Origin of the sequence: Terrimonas alba, from assembly GCF_042434975.1 — a bacterium.
GTDB lineage: Bacteria > Bacteroidota > Bacteroidia > Chitinophagales > Chitinophagaceae > Terrimonas_B > Terrimonas_B alba.
Map to the genome: position 1 here is coordinate 130,300 of NZ_JBHMQM010000001.1, position 17,204 is coordinate 147,503.

Genomic DNA, 17,204 nt, shown 5'->3' on the forward strand with positions numbered 1-17,204 from the left:
AGCCTGATCTACTCTGTGCATTCAACAATTGAATTTCGCCAATGAATATTGAATCATTTCCTTTTCAAACATTTGATTGGTCTTCTATTCCAAGGGAGGAGCATATAGGTGAAACAGGTGTTGCATACTGGCAGGTAAAAATGCTAAATAACATCCGCATCAGGCTCGTGGAATATTCGCCCGGTTACAAAGCCGATCACTGGTGTAAAAAGGGCCATGTGCTCTATTGCTTTGATGGCGAGATGCAGACAGAATTGGAAGATGGCCGGGTGATGAAACTTACAAAAGGGATGTGTTACCTGGTTGGAGATAAAAACGAGGCTCATCGTTCCTCTACCCTGAATGGCTGCAAACTTTTCATCGTAGATTAATACGTCAGCTAGCTAAGCCTTTCTATCTTCTGATTAACCGCGACAATACAACCAGAACTATCGCTCATCTGCGCTTGGACCATACATGCCCGGAACCGGCACATCCAGTAAGCGCAGGTAAACCGACAACTGTCCGCGGTGATGAATATGATGACTGAAAGCCCAGCCCCTGATAGCAACTTTTTTGGGCGCATTAAACATCACCTTATCGCCAGCACGAACTATCCATGGCTTGCCGAAATCTTCATCTGACATAGAGGAAAGATCAATAACAGCCGTATCAAGATTTGTTTGAAACATAGAGATTAACTCATCCTGTGAAGCTGCTACATGTGCTTTAAAGGGCCGGGTGGCGAAGTCAAAATCATCAATATTTTTTATATCAGATATCCATTTAAAATTTTCAGCTATATGCGTCGCCAGTCGTCCGAGCGACATTGATTTTTCATGTGGCTTCCAGTCAGCTTTCTCTAATGGAACTCTTTCCAGCATTTTTTTAGTCAGCGAAGCTTCGTGTTTTAATTCAGCGATAAAGGCATCTTTGATTGCCATATATAAGTATGTTAATTTAAAAGATCAGTGGTCTTTATGTGTCAGCTTATCCAGTTTCCCTTCAAATTTGCCAACCTGTGCTTCAATGTGATCGGTCACCTCTTCAGGATGTCCCAGTTTATGCAAGGCATCCTTCTTCTTCCACATTTTCCAAATTTGTATCAGCGCTGTAACCGTAAATATGCCACCTATCACCCAATTCAGTACGTGCTGGTTGGTATTGATTTTATCAGCGATCAGTTGACCGCCAAAAATGAAAAGCAGGTTTCCGATAAATGTACCTAAACCGATACCGGCGATGTAAATGTTATAATGATTATTGCGGGGCAATAATATTTTTTTTGTAAACAGCACTGTGCTCCAACCAAACCAGAATGGGATTTGTACGGGGTTCACAACACTCATCGTAAAACCCAACAAAATAGTAGGCATATTACTGCTAAGGATGATATTCTTCCCGACCTTAGGATGAAGCGCTGCATAAAAGCTGGTAACGGCTAACGCAAGTACAATAGCCAGGGTAACCCACTCCAGTATCCGGAATATTTTTTCCTGCTTTCGTATCCAATCCATCGCCACCAGGGAAAGACGTACATACATGATTTCGGCCAGTAATGATCCCGCGGAAAATAACATGGCAGCATAGATGCCATCCGACACCGATATCTGCATAGCGGCAACATTCAACGTTCCCAACGGCAATGAACCAAGGAAGCTAACAAGCATGCCGGTAAGAAAAATTTTGAACAGTGGATGCATAGAAACGAAAATACGAAGAAAGGGGTCAGAGGTAAAAAGTCAGAGGCCGGAATCGGAGGATAGAATTAATGGAAATAGTTATATCTGACATTAGTCCCTATTAGCAGATGTTACAAATCCTCAAACCTCCGACCCCGGACATCTGATATCCTTTCTTAATCATATTTCTCCAATAATTTAAAATGTTCTCTTGACTGTTTTAAAAAGTTCCATCCTCTTTTAAATGCCCAGTAGGGTGTGCCATTCTTATGATTATGCCGGCTGATTTCATATAAAGCTCTCCAGTGCGTCAACAAAACTTTATAGGCCTTTCCCAGGCTCATATTACAATCATAAATATGATTGGGTTCAGCACCGCAACCGTTGAATTCAATGATCTGGAAATTTTTACCTTCTTTAAGATCTTCAATTGAGGTTGCTTTTATATCGTACCTGCCATAATAAAAAGAAGTGTAATGACTAAGTTCATCAAACACTTCATGCATTCTTTCATTGATCTCGTTGTGAAGATTGGTGAAATGTGCGCCGCGGTTATGATTGCCGGCATAGGACAGGTAGAATATTTCGCCGGCCGGCATCACCCTGTCAAAACGGTGACCATGACGATGCTGCATTTCCGCCATCCTGAATTTTGCACGGGGATGTTGCGCCGTCAATTCTTTTAAAGTTGATAATCCGTCTCCTTTTACATGTAACAGTTCTTTGTCAATAAAACCACTAACGGTTCCTTTTTTTTGATTGGGATGGCGGTAATAAAAAACACTCACTTCTACCGGCAGCCCGATCAAATCCTGCACGATGTATTCAACAGGTATTCTTTCATGATATTTTATTAGCTGTTCCTCATTTTCTATTTTCCGGAACAAAATACCTTTCATGCCCACATCGGGTTTGACAATAAACGGAAATTTAAATCCAGCCTCTGCAACTCTCTTTTTTACTTCAGCAATGGGCCAGTCGTGCATAATATAAATGGTACGAGGTACCAAATGCGGGGGCAACTGATCATACATCTCTTTTTTACCTTCACCTTCAAATCCGCCAAAAGTAATGGTCGGATTAGACGAACTGAAAAACCAAAATGACCAACTTCTTAAACAATACCAAAACCATACAGGGCTGATAGGAGCATACAGTACGTAGAAATTCCATAACTCCCAATTCATCAATCGTTGAAAAAATTTGTAGTTCTTCATGCAGAACCGCAAAAATAAGCATGGGCGAATAGGAATTGAAAAAGATTTCACTGATCAAATCAACCGTGAAATGCTTCGCACCGGGTTACTCCACTATAAAAAAATTATCCTTGCTATCCATTACAATCCGATAATCCGTAATAGATTTGGCTCAAATTTTCAATTGCATGAACGTTCCAACAGTTGCTGAATTGTTTGCAAATGGACAATCGCCGGAGGTGTTGTTTTGGGTAGGCTGTGCAGGTAGCTTTGACCAACGGGCACAAAAGATCACCAAAGCGTTTGTTACCATATTGGACAAGGTCGGAATCAACTATGCTATCCTGGGAAAAGAAGAAATGTGCACAGGAGATCCGGTTCGCAGAGCAGGCAACGAGTTCATGTTTCAAATGATGGCTTACCAGAATATCCAGGTTCTGAACAATTACGGCATCAAAAAGATTGTGACTGCCTGCCCGCACTGTTTTAATATTATAAAAAATGAATATTCCGAACTTGGCGGAAATTATGAAGTGATTCACCATACTGTTTTTTTACAACAATTAATAGATGACGGCAAAATAAAACTCAAAGAAGGCGGCAGTTTCAAAGGCAAAAAGATCACCTATCATGACAGCTGTTATTTAGGTCGTGCCAATGATATTTATGAAGCACCGAGAAAAGTGTTGGAAGCACTGGATGCAGAGCTGGTGGAAATGAAACGATGCCGGAGCAAAGGCTTATGTTGTGGCGCCGGTGGTGCACAAATGTTTAAAGAGGAAGAAAAAGGCACTACCCGTGTCAATATTGAACGAAGCAATGAAGCTATCGCAACCGGTGCTGCTATTGTTGCCTCCGCATGCCCTTTTTGTAATACGATGATGACGGATGGCGTGAAGCTGGCAGAGAAGGAAGAAAACGTAAAGGTATTGGATATAGCCGAGTTGGTAGCAGCCAGTATGCAATAAATTCATTGATCAACGCTAAGAAAAGGCTTTTAATTTTTCAGTAAGATGAATAGCCTCCCTCAACTTTCTCAGTGGCACAGGAATTTTTATTTCACGATGACTTCTTTGGCCGTTATTTAAAATCACATAACTAATGGTCAGGACATTCATATCTCCTGCATCGGTTACCAGGACCTTTTTTAATTGCCTGTCAACATCATTAAATGTTTCTACTTCATCTCCGATCCAAACTTTTTGGCTGGTAATGGTAATATCGGGTACTTCTATCTTTTTTTTGCCGAATAAATAATGCCCAGCCAGGTGAAACCAGCTTTGACAGTTTTTTTCCCATTTAATAAAATTTCTCCATTCACCTTCATTATAAGTCCAGTGTGCGAGAACGATCGGTTGATTTTGTATGAGTTCCATCAGCAAAGATTTCTTGCGTAAATTAGCGGGATGAAACTTGACTATAAATACCTTCTGGACGGTAGTTTTCATCCCGGATCAAAGGTTTGGATTTACCAGGCCAACAGAGTTTTTTCAATGCAGGAAGCGCTTAGAATTGAGGATATACTGAACGATTTTACTGCTGCATGGAAAAGTCATGGTACCCCGGTGAAGGGCGCCGGCTACCTGTTTTTCGGTCAATTCATTATCCTGATGGCTGATGAAACCGCCACAGGTGTCAGTGGTTGCAGCACCGATAGCTCTGTCAGGTTAATAAAAGAAATTGAGCAACAATTTTCCGCAAGCATGTTCGACCGGACCACTCTTGCCTTTGTAGTTAAAGACAAAATACAACTGCTCCCTCTCTCCCAACTACAATATGCCGCTGATAACGGGTTTATTGATGGTGACACCCTTTATTTCAACAATTTGGTACAGACTAAAGAAGAATTGGAAAACAATTGGATCATACCACTCAAAGAAAGCTGGTTGAAAAATCGCCTGAGGCTAAAAATTGAAAGCTAAAAATTGCTAGATTTATAAGGTCTGCGGCAGTAGCTCAGTGGTAGTCCGCCGCGGCGGATCCCTAACTGAAGGAATGTGGATTCTCAAAAAGCGGCAGTAGCTCAGTGGTAGAGCTTCAGTTTCCCAAACTGAAGGTCGTGGGTTCGATTCCCATTTGCCGCTCAGTTGATGATCATTTAATAAAAGCAATAAGTATTCTATTTAACAAACCAATCTGCCATCCTGTCATTTACTTCCCCGCTTTCTTGTATATTTGCTCCCCGGAATTTTATCGGATAAATATTTCAAGATGCCTGAGTTGCTGACACAGAAGACACATGATGAATCAAGGCAAGGCGAAGCTTATGCTCCCTTTACCAATGATCCTGCCGTTTATCGGAAACGATTCTACATAGAAAGCTATGGTTGTGCCATGAACTTTGCTGATAGCGAGGTGGTTGCTTCTATTTTAAATAAAGAAGGCTTTGGAGCTACCCGTGATGTAGAAGAGGCAGATCTGATTTTTTTAAATACCTGTTCTATCCGTGAAAAAGCAGAACAAACAGTTCGCAAGCGGCTCACCGAATTTCGCAAGCTAAAGAAAAGAAAACCAGGTACCCTGGTCGGTGTGCTGGGATGCATGGCAGAAAGATTAAAAGCAAAGTTTTTAGAAGAAGAAAAACTGGTGGACATCGTCGTAGGCCCTGATGCTTATCGTTCGCTGCCCGGACTGGTAGAAGAAGCTGAAACGGGTCAGAAGGCCATTAATGTATTGCTGAGCCGGGATGAAACCTATGCTGATATCTCACCAATTCGCTTAAACAGTAACGGCATTTCTGCTTTCGTCAGCATCATGCGGGGTTGTAATAATATGTGTTCGTTCTGCGTGGTTCCATTTACCCGGGGCAGGGAAAGAAGCCGCGATGCGGAAAGTATCGTAAATGAATGCAGGGAACTTTTTGAAAATGGTTACCGGGAAGTAACTCTGTTGGGGCAAAATGTGGACTCTTACTATTATACTCCCAGCGGGCAACAGGCAACAGGCAACGGGCAACAAACAAATGATAACGCTATCACCTTTGCAAAACTATTAGAACAGGTTGCCCTCATCTCACCGCTTTTGCGGATTCGTTTTTCCACTTCGCATCCAAAAGATATCACCGATGAGGTGCTGTTTACCATGGCGAAGTATGAAAACATTTGCAATTACATACACCTGCCGGTGCAAAGCGGCTCAACACGGGTATTACAATTGATGAATCGCACCTATACCCGTGAATGGTACAAGGCCAAAGTCGATCGCATCCGGGAAATTTTGCCGGGATGTGGTATCAGCAGTGATATCATTGCCGGCTTTTGTACAGAAACGGAAGAAGACCACCAGGACACGTTGAGCATTATGGAATATTCGAAATACGATTACTCCTATATGTTCTTTTACAGTGAAAGACCCGGCACCCTGGCGCAAAGAAGATATGCTGATGATATTCCGCTGGAGACCAAAAAACGAAGGCTGGCAGAAATAGTGGAACTGCAAAACCGTCTCTCGTTGGAAAGCAACCTGAGAGATATCGGAAAAATTTTCAAAGTATTAATAGAAAGCACCAGCAAAAAAAGAGATACCGAATGGATGGGCAGAACTTCTGAAAATAAAGTGATGGTATTTCCGAAGGAAAACTATCCCGTTAAAGAAGGAGACTATGTACTCGTGCAGGCTGAGGATTGCACGCAGGGAACATTAATGGGACATATAGCCGACATCCCACAATCTAAGTTTTAAATCATAATTGCCGCAGTGAACACGGCAACAAACATTATGGACATTCAATCAATAAAAAACCGGTTTGGCATTATAGGTAACTCACCTGCCTTAAATTATGCGTTGCAGGTAGCCGCCCAGGTAGCCAATACGGATCTTACAGTTTTAATAAATGGAGAAAGTGGTGTAGGTAAAGAAGCATTCTCCATGATCATTCACTCTTTATCCAACAGGAAACACAATCCTTTTATAGCCGTTAACTGTGGCGCTATCCCCGAGGGCACGATCGATTCAGAATTGTTTGGTCATGAAAAAGGATCGTTTACCGGTGCTGTTGATTCGCGGAAAGGTTATTTCGAGACTGTGAATGGCGGTACTATTTTTTTAGATGAGATTGGTGAAATGCCTTTGGGTACACAGGCCAGGTTATTACGGGTGCTGGAAGCAGGTGAATACATTCGTGTAGGTTCAAGCAAAGTGCAGAAAACGGATGTAAGAGTAATTGCCGCTACCAACAAGGAACTTTTGCAATTAGTGCAACAGGGAAAATTCAGGGAAGATCTTTATTATCGTTTAAGCACTGTTCCCATCCGGGTGCCGGCATTGCATGACAGGAAAGAAGATATTCACCTGTTGTTTAGAAAATTCGCCGCTGATTTTGCTGATAAATATAAAACCGCTCCTATTCAGTTGGATGATGAAGCAAAAAACCTGTTAATTAATTATCCATGGCCCGGCAATGTGCGGGAATTAAAGAATATTGCAGAGCAGATGTCAGTTCTTTCACAGGAAAAACTGATCACGGCCAAAGACCTCAATAAATTTTTGCAGCCTTACTCCAATAATCGTTTACCTGCATTAACGTCTCATCATGGCGCTACACAGGATTTTGGCAACGAAAGAGAAATTCTTTATAAACTTTTCTTCGACATGAAGAAAGACGTAACAGAATTAAAGCGGATGTTCCTGGAGATGTTGCAAAACCCCGGCATGGTGGCCAAGGATCATGAATTTATTAACGGTCTGAAAGAATTGAAATCGGCGGATGGTCTGCAACCCTATTTAGTACCGCAGGTACAGCAGCCTCAACAAGCTATGCAGCCCGTTTTGATGAACAATGACATTGATGATCACGAGGAAGTAGAAGAAAGTCTCAACATCATGGACAAGGAAAAAGAGTTGATCATAAAAGCGCTAAAAAAACATCGGAGCAAAAGAAAGGATGCGGCAATGGACCTGGGTATCAGCGAACGGACATTATACAGGAAACTGAAGGAATATGATATTGATGAATAAATCAGAAGTTAGAAGTCAAAAGCCTGCCTGCCGGACAGGCGGGTCAGAAGGCAGCATTACGAACAGCAAAAAGCTTTCCGCTAATAAAGCGCTTCGTATTTTATACCCGGCGATTGTAGCCGTTGCATTTCTTTTTGCAGCAGCAGGCAACAGTGGTTGCAACGTTTACAAATTCCGCGATGTTTCTATTCCTGACAGTATACGATCGGTTAAAGTAAACTTCATCGAGAACAGGGCTTCCTATGTCAACCCGCAACTAAGCCCGAGACTTACGGATAAACTCAGGCAAAAGATCGTCAGCCAAACCAGGCTTTCACAAACCAATAATGACAATGCTGACTGGGATATTAAAGGGCATATTTCCAATTATTCATTCAGCACTTCAGGTCTTACCACCCAGGGAGGCAATCGCCAACAAACAACAAACCGGCTAACAGTGACAGTGCATATCATCCTAAACGATCAGAAAGCCAATAAAACCCAGGAGTATGATGTAAGCCGGAATTTTGAATTTTCCGCCAGCCAATCTATACAACAGGCAGAAGCCAGTCTTGGGGACGAGATCATTCGTGGCCTCACAGATGATATTTTCAACCGCATTTTTTCCAACTGGTAAAACGATAAAGAAACAAGGTACAAGAAACAAAAAGTAAGGACCACTATATTGCCTGTGGTCAACCGTCAACTCTCAACTACTTCCCTCCAATTTCTTACCTTGCGCCCATGAACGTTCCTGTCAATGAAATAACCAAATCCCTTACCGGGAAATTATCACTTCGTGATTGCTCCATAGATGAATTGCAGCAACTGGTAAACAAATATCCTTTTTTTGGTCCGGCGCAGCTACTCTTTGCAAAAAAACTAAAAGATCAAAACACTTCTTCGGACAATAAACATATTCAGAGAGCTTCCCTGTTTTTTCAAAACCCTGTATGGTTCGATCACCTGATCAATGATAAAACAGACTATGCGATTGTTGAAAAAAAAGACGAACCATTTGCCTTTAATGTAAACACCAAAATGGAAATCCCGGCTACGGTGGAAGAAGTAGTTGACCAGACCTATTCGCACAAAACACAAAAGGAAAATGACGAACCCATTGATGAAGAAGTTCCGCTGGAAAATCAACCTGCATTAGAAATACCGAAACTGAAAATAGAACCGATTGATCCATCCAAAGCAGAACTGTCATTCGAGCCGTATCACACCATCGATTATTTTGCCTCACAGGGAATAAAGCCTAAGGAAGAAGAAAAGCCCAGGGATTCGTTTAGCAAACAGCTTAAAAGTTTTACTGAGTGGCTGAAGGTGATGAAACGACTACCTGTCTCTGAAATTGCCGCCGACATCAGCCCTGCTGATGAGAAAAAGGTAGAGAAGATGGCAGAAGTATCTATCAACGACCGCGAAGTTGTTACTGAAACCATGGCGGAAGTGTGGGAAAAGCAGGGAAATGCTCAAAAAGCCACCGAAGTCTACCGGAAATTAAGTTTGCTCAATCCCGCCAAAAGCTCTTATTTTGCAGCCAAAATTGAACAATTAAAGAATTTGTGATATGACTATTTTATTTGTGATTTTGATCATTCTGGCTTCAGTGGTGTTAGGACTCATCGTGTTGATCCAAAACCCTAAAGGAGGTGGCCTGACTGGCAGCATTGCCGGTTTCAGCAACCAATTCATGGGCGTAAAACAAACTACAGATGTGCTGGAAAAAGGTACCTGGATTTTTGCTGCTGTTGTAGGCCTTCTGTGCCTGCTTTCTGCTTTTTTCATTACTGGCAACACTTCTTCTGGTTCAGTAAATAGTAAAGCCAGCGGTGCATCGGTTCCGGCTGCTACGCAACCCGCTACACCGCCTGCACAATTACCATCGAACACCGTGCCTCTTGATTCTCCTGCCAAATAATCAAAACGTTATAATATTCAGAAACCCTGTCGCAAAGACAGGGTTTTTTGTTTAATTTGTTTTTTTATACCATAGCTACAAGATTAAATTAATATTTAAATGGTATAATCTATCCATATCTCAGAAAACTAAAAAGGGATGAAAAGAAAAATCATACTCGGCCTTCTGCTAGCCGTCGTTTTAATAGTTGCTTTTATTGCCTGGAAATTTTTGGGCCCTACTTTACATGCTCCTGAAAAAAAATATTTCTATATACCCACCGGTCAGAATTTTGAAGGTGTAAAAACGGACCTGAAGCAACAAAAAATAATGTCTGGCTCAATTTGGTTTGGCTGGGCGTCAAAAATAATTAGGTATGAAAAAGTAAAACCCGGGCGTTACGAAATAAAAAAAGGAATGAGCCTGGTAAGCCTGGTTCGTATGCTGAAAAATGGCCAGCAATCCCCGGTAAATTTTGTGATCACGAAATTAAGAACAAAGGAATCGCTGGCCTCCCGCATTGGTAATTCATTTGAATGTGATTCAACCCAAATGATGCGATTTCTTAATAATGCTGATTCATTGAAAGAATACGATTTTGATACAAGTACCGTCATGGCAATAGCGATGCCTTTTACCTACACGATTAAATGGAACACAACGCCACAGGCCATCTTTCAACATTTTAATACCGCTTATAAAAACTTTTGGACAGATGAACGGAAACAAAAAGCCACAAACCTTGGCTTAACTCCTGTGCAGGTATCAACGCTGGCATCTATCATTGAAGAAGAAACCAACTCAAAAACAGACAAGCCAAATGTAGCCAGTGTGTACCTCAACCGGATGGCAAAAGGAATGCCCTTGCAGGCGGACCCTACAGTGAAATTTGCATTACGTGATTTTGGAATTAAAAGAGTATTAAGAGGCCATCTTGATACTCCATCGCCATACAATACTTATATCAATAAGGGTTTGCCGCCCGGTCCCATCTGTACACCGGCAGTTGAAACCATTGATGCCGTATTAAACTCTCCCAAGACAGACTATATCTATTTTGTTGCAAACAGTGCTTTTGATGGCACCCATATTTTTACTACTAACTATACAGAACATATGAAGTATGCAAAACTGTACCAGCAGGAGTTGAATAAAAGGAATATCAAATAAATAATTTGCATGCATTGGCTAACCCGTCTACGGAGAAGATTCCTGGTATCAACACCGGTAAAATTCCTGATCAGGAAAAGCAAAAAGATTTTGCTGCCGGGTTTCCAGGGCATCCCGCTTTTCGATGTGATCCGGTTTTTCTTTTTACAAGCCAATAAAACAGGATTCACCGAAAGAGCCTCGGCCATTTCTTTCAACTTCACCATGACCATTCCGCCGGCCGTGATATTCCTGTTTACCCTTATCCCTTACCTGCCTATCTCACAGGAATTCGTCGACCAGATGTTTTCATTGATAAGAGATGTGATGCCCGGTGAAAAGAATAACGGAAGGTTGATAAAATTTTTATCGGATATTTTAAATAACCAACGCACTGGTTTGTTATCAACCGGCTTTTTGCTGGCCATGTTTTTCTCATCCAATGCAGTCATGGGCATCATGCGATCCTTTGATCGAAACTATATTGGTTTTACAAAGCGCAACGATTTTCATGAACGGCTGGTGGCCCTGCGACTAACATTTATCCTGTTTATTTTACTTTTTGTTTCGATCCTGACGCTTATCATGCAGGGATCTGTACTGCGATGGTTGGGCATCACCAATTCCACCCTGATCACCGTGATTCATAACCTGCGCTGGGTAGTTATTGTTTTACTTTTTTTCTTCTGCATTTCGTTTATATACCGTTATGCGCCTTCCGTGCACAAGCGATGGAAACTAATCAATCCCGGATCCATACTGGCCACCTTCCTGATGATCCTCTTTACAGCGGGCTTCTCTTATTGGGTCAGCAACTTTTCCAATTATAATGAACTATATGGCTCTATCAGTACGGTGCTGATCCTGATGTTATTAATTTATTTTAACTCCCTGGTATTGCTGATTGGATTCGAACTAAATGTGAGTATCAATTCCTTAAAGCATGAAGTGGATGAAAGGAATAAAAACCTTGCCAGCGGAAATCATGTAGCCTGATTTTTGTTGAAATTTGTAAAGACCCCTAAACCTAACGCTATGCAAAAATCATTCTTCCCGCTGGCGCCTGCCCTGGCAATCGGTTTGCTTCTGGCTCATTTAATGAATGAGCCGTTACCAATCGGTTCCGCACTGCCTAACCCAGACACAAAAATGAAAGACATTTCAGGCAAAGAAGTTTCTTTTAAGGATGTAAATAAGAAAAATGGATTGCTGGTCATGTTTAGTTGCAATACCTGTCCTGTCGTTGGTAAATACCAATCAAGAACATTGGAAATAGGAAAGTTTGCCAGTGATAATGACATCGGGGTAGTGTTACTGAACTCCAACGAAGCGACAAGAGATGATGGCGAATCGTATGAAGACATGAAGAACTATGCCAGGGAACAAGGGTACAAATTCAGTTACCTGGTTGACAAAAATTCAGTAATGGCCGATGCCTTTGGCGCCACCCGCACTCCGGAACTATTCCTCTTTGACAAATCAGGTAGGCTGGTCTACCACGGTGCTATCGATGACAATGCAAACGGTCCCGCTAAAGTAACAAGACAGCATGCTAAAATTGCTATCGAAGAAATGGTAGCTGGTAAACAGGTGTCTACTGCCACTACCCGTTCCGTTGGCTGCACTATAAAAAGATTATAAACCGGAAACATGACAGCTTGCAAAAAAATTGCAGGCTTTTTTATGTACCCATATGGAAATAAATCAGCCTTGCATCCTAATGTTGGATCGTTCACTTTATCACCAAAAAAACCACGCTTATGTTATCCCCCGCACTGATCAACAAAGCTATTATCCTTGGCTTTATGGTAATGGTTGGCTATTCTATCGCAAAAAGTATACAAGCTGGCAGTCCGCTTGGATTGGTATTGGCTATTGTAAGTCTTTGTGCAGGCATCTATTTTCTATACCTGCTGGTGCAGGCAAAAGAGCAGGCTGAACAGGAAGATACCGTTTAGCTTACCGTTTCAACATAACTTCTATTTCTTTTTTCAGTTTCTCCTTAGAAAAGGAATCTTCGGCAAACTTTTTATACTTGTCGTTATTGTTGACGAAAAGAGTGGCCGGTAACGCACCTGACCAGGATGCATCAATTTTGGGGCAGAAATAATCTGCATTGGTTTCATCCAGCCAGGCTGACCAACTGGTTATTTTTCTTTTTTGCAGAAATGCATCGACCTTCGACGGGTAATCATCTTCCATGTCGAGGCTGACAAGCAATAGCTGCAGGTTGTCTTTCTTATATTCTTTTTCAAGGTCCAGGAAATAGGGCATTTCTTCGATACATGGTTTGCAATAGGTGGCCCAAAAATTGATCACCAGCGGCGTTTTGCTTTCCACAATTATTTTTTCAAGATCCGTGATCTTTATTTTTTTTGCCTGTTGTCCCAATACAGGGATAACAAAAAGTAACGCAATTGTTATAGTGATCATTCTCATTGCCAACTGAATAATGAACATTTAAAAATTCTATTCCGTTCTTTTAAAACTCCACTCGTTTAATAGCTCATTGTATCTCGCGTCATCCAGTTTACGCTGGTCATAGTGACCAGCCAGGGATTTTTGCCGGTATGCTTCGTATAAACTAACAGCACAAGCAACGCTAATATTCAATGATTGAATAATTCCAGCCTGCGGTATCACGAAATTGCCATCTGCCATCGCTCGTATCTCATCACTTACGCCGTTATGTTCGTTGCCAAACACCAGCGCTATGCTTTTGGTAAAGTCCAACTGGTATAAACTTACTGCATCGTCACTTAAATGAGTCGTTAAAATGGATGAATATCTTTTGCGCAATGATGAAAAACATTCCTCTGCATTTTCATACTGATGAACAGTCAGCCATTTTTTTGCACTGGATGAACTTTTGAAGCCCCATTTTTTATGCCGGGGAATTCTCGTATTCAAAATAAAAAGCTCCTGTATTCCCACCGCATCGCAGGTTCTCATCACTGCGGAAATATTATGCGGATCAAACACATTTTCCAGAACGATGGTGATATCGTCCTGTCGTTTGTTTAATACAGCGGTCAATTTTTCCATTCGTTGTGGTGTCATAAATCAACAGGCTTTAGCTTGCATTCCCGTCTAAACCGACATGAAATTTTTCAGGTCGAAATTACACAACATCGGTTTGAAAAATTTCATCAAAGGTTCACCCTGCTCTATTAACTACTAACAATTTACAGGGGAAAATTAAGTATATTTATAAGGAATGATTTTCGCCCTTTTGTGACAAAGAAAAAACATTTTATGAAGTACTCACCTGTTCAAAATTATATTAACGGAAAGTTTGTCAATGCCTCATCCGAACGGTCGCTTGAAGTCATTTCACCCATTGATGGCGAATTACTTTCCAAAGTGCCAATGTCAACGGCTGCGGATCTCGATAGTGCTGTCAAAGCGGCTAAAGCTGCTTTTCCTGCCTGGAGCAAAACACCGATCAAAGAAAGAGTGCAGGTTTTCTTTCGTTATAAATACTTATTGGAAAAACATATCCGTGAACTATCGGAACTAGTGCAGGAAGAAAATGGCAAAACCTACGGCGAAGCATTGGCCGAAATTGAAAAAAGTATCGAACTCACTGAGTTTGCTACTTCGCTGCCGCAACTAATCACCGGCGAAGTACTGGAGGTAAGTAAAGGAGTTGAGTGCCGGACAGAGCATGTGCCGCTGGGAGTTGTTGCTTCTATCGTACCTTTTAACTTTCCATCCATGGTTCCCAACTGGACCATACCCAATGCAATTGCTTTAGGCAACTGCATGATCATAAAACCATCAGAAAAAGTTCCTTTGAGCTGTGGCAGATTGGCTGAACTTTTAAAAGAGGCCGGTCTGCCTGATGGTGTCTTTAACGTCGTGCATGGTGATAGCGAAATCGTGGAAGCTATTTGCGATCATCCGGGTATAGAAGCTGTTTCATTTGTGGGCTCAACCAAAGTTGCAAAGATCGTTTATCAACGTTCCACTTCTCATTTTAAAAGATGCCTTGCTCTCGGCGGTGCTAAAAATCACCTGATGGTATTGCCGGATGCTATTCCTGCCATGACGGCGCAAAATGTTGCCGCCAGTATGAGTGGTTGTGCCGGACAGCGTTGTATGGCGGCCTCGGCTATGGTGGGTGTAGGAAATATCGATCACATCATTGATAAAATATGTGAGGAGGCAAAAAAAATTATTCCGGGAGAAAACCTCGGCGCTGTTATTAATAAAGCTTCACAGGAACGAATTGAAAAATATATAACAGAAGCAGAGCAACAGGGAGCAAAGGTGTTGGTGGATGGTCGGCATGTAACCGTAAAGGGCAAAGAAAAAGGAACGTATGTCGGCCCCACAGTGATCGACTATGTAAAACCTGAGATGTCTGTTGCAACAGAGGAAATTTTCGGGCCGGTTATCTCTATCATGCGAACCGATACCGTTGATGAAGCACTGGCTATCGAAAATGCCAATCCTTACGGCAATGCGGCTTCGGTGTTTACACAAAATGGTGGTATGGCCCGCTATATCATTGACAGGGCCAGTGCAGGAATGATCGGTGTAAATATCGGCGTACCCGTGCCGAGAGAACCTTTCTCCTTCGGCGGTTGGAATGAAAGTAAGTTTGGTGTAGGTGATATAACAGGCAAAAGCTCCATTGAGTTTTGGACAAAGCTGAAGAAAAGTACAACTAAATGGAATCCTGAAGCGGGGATTAATTGGATGTCTTGAACCATGATTTATGGGATTATAGGGATTAGGAGGAAAATTGTAAACTCAAAAAATCTATAAAATCTTTTAATCTACCCAAATCACGGTTCAGACAAATGGATTAAGAACACGACAATGATTATGATTTTAATAATATACGCAGATTAAAATCCATAATCAATCTTTAACAATCATAATAATCTGCGTTCCCCACTATATGAGCACAAAAACAATTTCAGAATCCCAGGACATCATTCAAAACAACCAGGATTACACGTTGTTTTCCTGGAGCAAACAAAAAGGTACTAATCCTATAGCTGTAAAATACGGTGAAGGCATTTATCTCTATGACTATGATGGCAAAAAATATATTGACTTTTCGTCGGGATTGATGAATGTGAATATCGGACACGGCAATCAGCGCATCACTGATGCCGTGGTTAAACAAATGCAGGAGGTTGCTTATGTTACTCCCAGTTGTGTGACAAAAGTGCGGGGTGAATTGGGGAAAAAACTAGCGGCAATTTGTCCCGGCGACCTGAATAAAGCTTTTTTTACTTTATGCGGCGCTACTTCCATTGAAAACGGAATTAAACTTGCAAGATTATATACAGGCCGTCATAAAATATTAAGCCGCTATCAGTCTTACCATGGCGCCTCCATAGGCGCTATCTCTGCCAGCGGTGACCCGAGAAGAATCCCGGTAGACGCACAGCAGGCTCCCAACTTTGTGCATATCGATATTCCTTACCTATATCGCTGGGAGTACGGCGAAGAAAGTTTGCTGAAAGAATCGGTGGCACAACTGGAAAGAATGATTGCTTATGAGAACCCTGGAAATATCGCTGCTATTTTATTGGAAGGTGAATCTGGTTCATCAGGTTGTTTGCAATACCCGGTTGGTTATCTGAAAGCTGTAAAAGAGATCTGTAACAAGCATGGTATTTTATTAATTATGGATGAAGTGATGAGCGGCTTTGGCCGCACGGGAAAATGGTTTGGTTTTGAAAACCACGGCATCATACCTGATATGATATGTATGGCCAAAGGATTAACCTGTGGCTATCTTCCTTTTGGTTGCCTGATGGTATCGGATAAGATCGCTGCAAAATATGATGATGCGATGTTGCCATTGGGCCTTACTTATTCGGCTCATCCCGTCAGCTGCGCCGCTGCACTCGAAACAATAAAGATCTATGAAGATGAGGACCTGATCGCTAATGCTGCAGCTATGGGTAAATACCTGGATGCGCAAATCGAAAAGTTAAAACAAAAACATCCAAGCATTGGTGATTGGCGAAACACTGGCTTACTGGGTTGCCTGGAATTGGTGAAAAACCGGCAAACAAAAGAACCGATGGCCCCATTCAATGCAAAGCCTGAGGAAATGACGGTGATGAACAAAGTAGCGGCAAAGATCAAAGAACTCGGGATGTACACGTTTGTACGCTGGAGTTATATTTTTATCGCACCGCCATTGATTGTTACAAAAGAACAGATTGACGAAGGACTGGCGATCATCAGCGAAGCGTTAAAGATTGCAGATGAAAACGTCTGAACCAGGATTAATGGGATGTATGAGATTAATGAGAAAACCATCAACGTTCTGAATTTATTTTGAGAAATAGAATATTATGATGTAACCTATTAATAATCCTCCCAATC

Annotated in this window: 20 protein-coding genes and 1 tRNA gene; 15 read left to right on the top strand and 6 right to left on the bottom strand. The window is 41.8% G+C overall.

The window, feature by feature from the left end; genetic code table 11:
- Positions 1-41: 41 nt before the first annotated feature.
- Positions 42-371: a DHCW motif cupin fold protein gene (locus ACFEL9_RS00610; protein WP_385885184.1), complete on the top strand. Its 330-nt coding sequence runs from the start codon at positions 42-44 to the stop codon at positions 369-371.
- 57 nt (positions 372-428) lie between these two features.
- Here ACFEL9_RS00610 and ACFEL9_RS00615 read toward each other — a convergent pair whose 3' ends face one another.
- From ACFEL9_RS00615 to ACFEL9_RS00625, 3 genes are all read right to left on the bottom strand, one after another.
- Positions 429-923: a DinB family protein gene (locus ACFEL9_RS00615; protein ID WP_385885186.1), complete on the bottom strand. Its 495-nt coding sequence runs from the start codon at positions 921-923 to the stop codon at positions 429-431.
- A gap of 24 nt (positions 924-947) precedes the next feature.
- Positions 948-1,682, bottom strand: coding sequence for a LysE family translocator (locus ACFEL9_RS00620; protein ID WP_385885188.1), 735 nt, complete (start codon positions 1,680-1,682; stop codon positions 948-950).
- Positions 1,683-1,837: 155 nt separating this feature from the next.
- Positions 1,838-2,878: an ATP-grasp domain-containing protein gene (locus ACFEL9_RS00625; RefSeq protein WP_385885190.1), complete on the bottom strand. Its 1,041-nt coding sequence runs from the start codon at positions 2,876-2,878 to the stop codon at positions 1,838-1,840.
- Positions 2,879-3,045: 167 nt separating this feature from the next.
- On the opposite strand from ACFEL9_RS00625, the gene ACFEL9_RS00630 reads away from it, so the two are divergent.
- Positions 3,046-3,825 carry a (Fe-S)-binding protein gene (locus ACFEL9_RS00630; RefSeq protein ID WP_385885192.1) on the top strand — a complete coding sequence of 260 codons (780 nt, stop codon included), beginning with the start codon at positions 3,046-3,048 and terminating at the stop codon, positions 3,823-3,825.
- Positions 3,826-3,840: 15 nt separating this feature from the next.
- On the opposite strand, the gene ACFEL9_RS00635 is transcribed toward ACFEL9_RS00630, so the two are convergent.
- Entirely contained in the window at positions 3,841-4,233 is a 393-nt protein-coding gene (locus ACFEL9_RS00635; protein WP_385885194.1) for a hypothetical protein, read from the bottom strand.
- A 30-nt stretch (positions 4,234-4,263) separates the two neighbouring features.
- Here ACFEL9_RS00635 and ACFEL9_RS00640 point away from each other — a divergent pair, with 30 nt between their 5' ends.
- From ACFEL9_RS00640 to ACFEL9_RS00690, 11 genes are all read left to right on the top strand, one after another.
- The gene (locus ACFEL9_RS00640; RefSeq protein ID WP_385885196.1) at positions 4,264-4,779 is read left to right on the top strand and encodes a hypothetical protein; all 516 of its coding nucleotides are present in this window, start codon (positions 4,264-4,266) and stop codon (positions 4,777-4,779) included.
- A gap of 90 nt (positions 4,780-4,869) precedes the next feature.
- A tRNA-Gly gene (locus ACFEL9_RS00645) sits at positions 4,870-4,941 on the top strand.
- A gap of 127 nt (positions 4,942-5,068) precedes the next feature.
- A complete protein-coding gene (gene miaB, locus ACFEL9_RS00650; protein WP_385885198.1) occupies positions 5,069-6,538 on the top strand; it encodes a tRNA (N6-isopentenyl adenosine(37)-C2)-methylthiotransferase MiaB in 1,470 nt (489 codons plus the stop codon).
- 36 nt (positions 6,539-6,574) lie between these two features.
- Positions 6,575-7,813: a sigma-54 interaction domain-containing protein gene (locus ACFEL9_RS00655; protein ID WP_385885199.1), complete on the top strand. Its 1,239-nt coding sequence runs from the start codon at positions 6,575-6,577 to the stop codon at positions 7,811-7,813.
- Positions 7,806-8,429, top strand: a complete 624-nt coding sequence (gene lptE / locus ACFEL9_RS00660) for an LPS assembly lipoprotein LptE (protein ID WP_385885201.1) — start codon at positions 7,806-7,808, stop codon at positions 8,427-8,429. The genes ACFEL9_RS00655 and lptE overlap by 8 nt, the downstream gene beginning before the upstream one ends.
- 107 nt (positions 8,430-8,536) lie before the next feature.
- Entirely contained in the window at positions 8,537-9,367 is an 831-nt protein-coding gene (locus tag ACFEL9_RS00665; RefSeq protein ID WP_385885203.1) for a DUF8458 domain-containing protein, read from the top strand.
- 1 nt (position 9,368) lies between these two features.
- On the top strand, positions 9,369-9,719 hold the full coding sequence (gene secG / locus ACFEL9_RS00670) for a preprotein translocase subunit SecG (RefSeq protein ID WP_385885205.1): 351 nt from the start codon (positions 9,369-9,371) through the stop codon (positions 9,717-9,719).
- A 138-nt stretch (positions 9,720-9,857) separates the two neighbouring features.
- The gene (gene mltG / locus ACFEL9_RS00675; protein WP_385885207.1) at positions 9,858-10,868 is read left to right on the top strand and encodes an endolytic transglycosylase MltG; all 1,011 of its coding nucleotides are present in this window, start codon (positions 9,858-9,860) and stop codon (positions 10,866-10,868) included.
- A gap of 9 nt (positions 10,869-10,877) precedes the next feature.
- Positions 10,878-11,843 carry a YihY/virulence factor BrkB family protein gene (locus ACFEL9_RS00680; RefSeq protein WP_385885209.1) on the top strand — a complete coding sequence of 322 codons (966 nt, stop codon included), beginning with the start codon at positions 10,878-10,880 and terminating at the stop codon, positions 11,841-11,843.
- Between the two features lie 39 nt (positions 11,844-11,882).
- Complete coding sequence (locus tag ACFEL9_RS00685; protein WP_385885211.1) at positions 11,883-12,488, top strand: thioredoxin family protein; 606 nt, start codon at positions 11,883-11,885, stop codon at positions 12,486-12,488.
- 119 nt (positions 12,489-12,607) lie between these two features.
- The gene (locus tag ACFEL9_RS00690) at positions 12,608-12,805 is read left to right on the top strand and encodes a hypothetical protein (protein ID WP_385885213.1); all 198 of its coding nucleotides are present in this window, start codon (positions 12,608-12,610) and stop codon (positions 12,803-12,805) included.
- Between the two features lies 1 nt (position 12,806).
- Here ACFEL9_RS00690 and ACFEL9_RS00695 read toward each other — a convergent pair whose 3' ends face one another.
- Entirely contained in the window at positions 12,807-13,280 is a 474-nt protein-coding gene (locus ACFEL9_RS00695) for a TlpA disulfide reductase family protein (RefSeq protein WP_385885214.1), read from the bottom strand.
- A 36-nt stretch (positions 13,281-13,316) separates the two neighbouring features.
- Positions 13,317-13,907, bottom strand: coding sequence for a TrmH family RNA methyltransferase (locus ACFEL9_RS00700; RefSeq protein ID WP_385885216.1), 591 nt, complete (start codon positions 13,905-13,907; stop codon positions 13,317-13,319).
- A 195-nt stretch (positions 13,908-14,102) separates the two neighbouring features.
- On the opposite strand from ACFEL9_RS00700, the gene ACFEL9_RS00705 reads away from it, so the two are divergent.
- Positions 14,103-15,560: a CoA-acylating methylmalonate-semialdehyde dehydrogenase gene (locus tag ACFEL9_RS00705; protein WP_385885218.1), complete on the top strand. Its 1,458-nt coding sequence runs from the start codon at positions 14,103-14,105 to the stop codon at positions 15,558-15,560.
- Positions 15,561-15,756: 196 nt separating this feature from the next.
- Entirely contained in the window at positions 15,757-17,097 is a 1,341-nt protein-coding gene (locus ACFEL9_RS00710) for an aminotransferase class III-fold pyridoxal phosphate-dependent enzyme (RefSeq protein WP_385885220.1), read from the top strand.
- The last annotated feature ends 107 nt before the right edge of the window (positions 17,098-17,204 follow it).

Coding starts and splice junctions, on each gene's coding strand:
- ACFEL9_RS00610 (WP_385885184.1), top strand. CDS start 42: ATGAATATTGAATCATTTCCTTTTCAAACATTTGATTGGTCTTCTATT.
- ACFEL9_RS00615 (WP_385885186.1), bottom strand. CDS start 923: ATGGCAATCAAAGATGCCTTTATCGCTGAATTAAAACACGAAGCTTCG.
- ACFEL9_RS00620 (WP_385885188.1), bottom strand. CDS start 1,682: ATGCATCCACTGTTCAAAATTTTTCTTACCGGCATGCTTGTTAGCTTC.
- ACFEL9_RS00625 (WP_385885190.1), bottom strand. CDS start 2,878: ATGAAGAACTACAAATTTTTTCAACGATTGATGAATTGGGAGTTATGG.
- ACFEL9_RS00630 (WP_385885192.1), top strand. CDS start 3,046: ATGAACGTTCCAACAGTTGCTGAATTGTTTGCAAATGGACAATCGCCG.
- ACFEL9_RS00635 (WP_385885194.1), bottom strand. CDS start 4,233: ATGGAACTCATACAAAATCAACCGATCGTTCTCGCACACTGGACTTAT.
- ACFEL9_RS00640 (WP_385885196.1), top strand. CDS start 4,264: ATGAAACTTGACTATAAATACCTTCTGGACGGTAGTTTTCATCCCGGA.
- miaB (WP_385885198.1), top strand. CDS start 5,069: ATGCCTGAGTTGCTGACACAGAAGACACATGATGAATCAAGGCAAGGC.
- ACFEL9_RS00655 (WP_385885199.1), top strand. CDS start 6,575: ATGGACATTCAATCAATAAAAAACCGGTTTGGCATTATAGGTAACTCA.
- lptE (WP_385885201.1), top strand. CDS start 7,806: ATGAATAAATCAGAAGTTAGAAGTCAAAAGCCTGCCTGCCGGACAGGC.
- ACFEL9_RS00665 (WP_385885203.1), top strand. CDS start 8,537: ATGAACGTTCCTGTCAATGAAATAACCAAATCCCTTACCGGGAAATTA.
- secG (WP_385885205.1), top strand. CDS start 9,369: ATGACTATTTTATTTGTGATTTTGATCATTCTGGCTTCAGTGGTGTTA.
- mltG (WP_385885207.1), top strand. CDS start 9,858: ATGAAAAGAAAAATCATACTCGGCCTTCTGCTAGCCGTCGTTTTAATA.
- ACFEL9_RS00680 (WP_385885209.1), top strand. CDS start 10,878: ATGCATTGGCTAACCCGTCTACGGAGAAGATTCCTGGTATCAACACCG.
- ACFEL9_RS00685 (WP_385885211.1), top strand. CDS start 11,883: ATGCAAAAATCATTCTTCCCGCTGGCGCCTGCCCTGGCAATCGGTTTG.
- ACFEL9_RS00690 (WP_385885213.1), top strand. CDS start 12,608: ATGTTATCCCCCGCACTGATCAACAAAGCTATTATCCTTGGCTTTATG.
- ACFEL9_RS00695 (WP_385885214.1), bottom strand. CDS start 13,280: ATGATCACTATAACAATTGCGTTACTTTTTGTTATCCCTGTATTGGGA.
- ACFEL9_RS00700 (WP_385885216.1), bottom strand. CDS start 13,907: ATGACACCACAACGAATGGAAAAATTGACCGCTGTATTAAACAAACGA.
- ACFEL9_RS00705 (WP_385885218.1), top strand. CDS start 14,103: ATGAAGTACTCACCTGTTCAAAATTATATTAACGGAAAGTTTGTCAAT.
- ACFEL9_RS00710 (WP_385885220.1), top strand. CDS start 15,757: ATGAGCACAAAAACAATTTCAGAATCCCAGGACATCATTCAAAACAAC.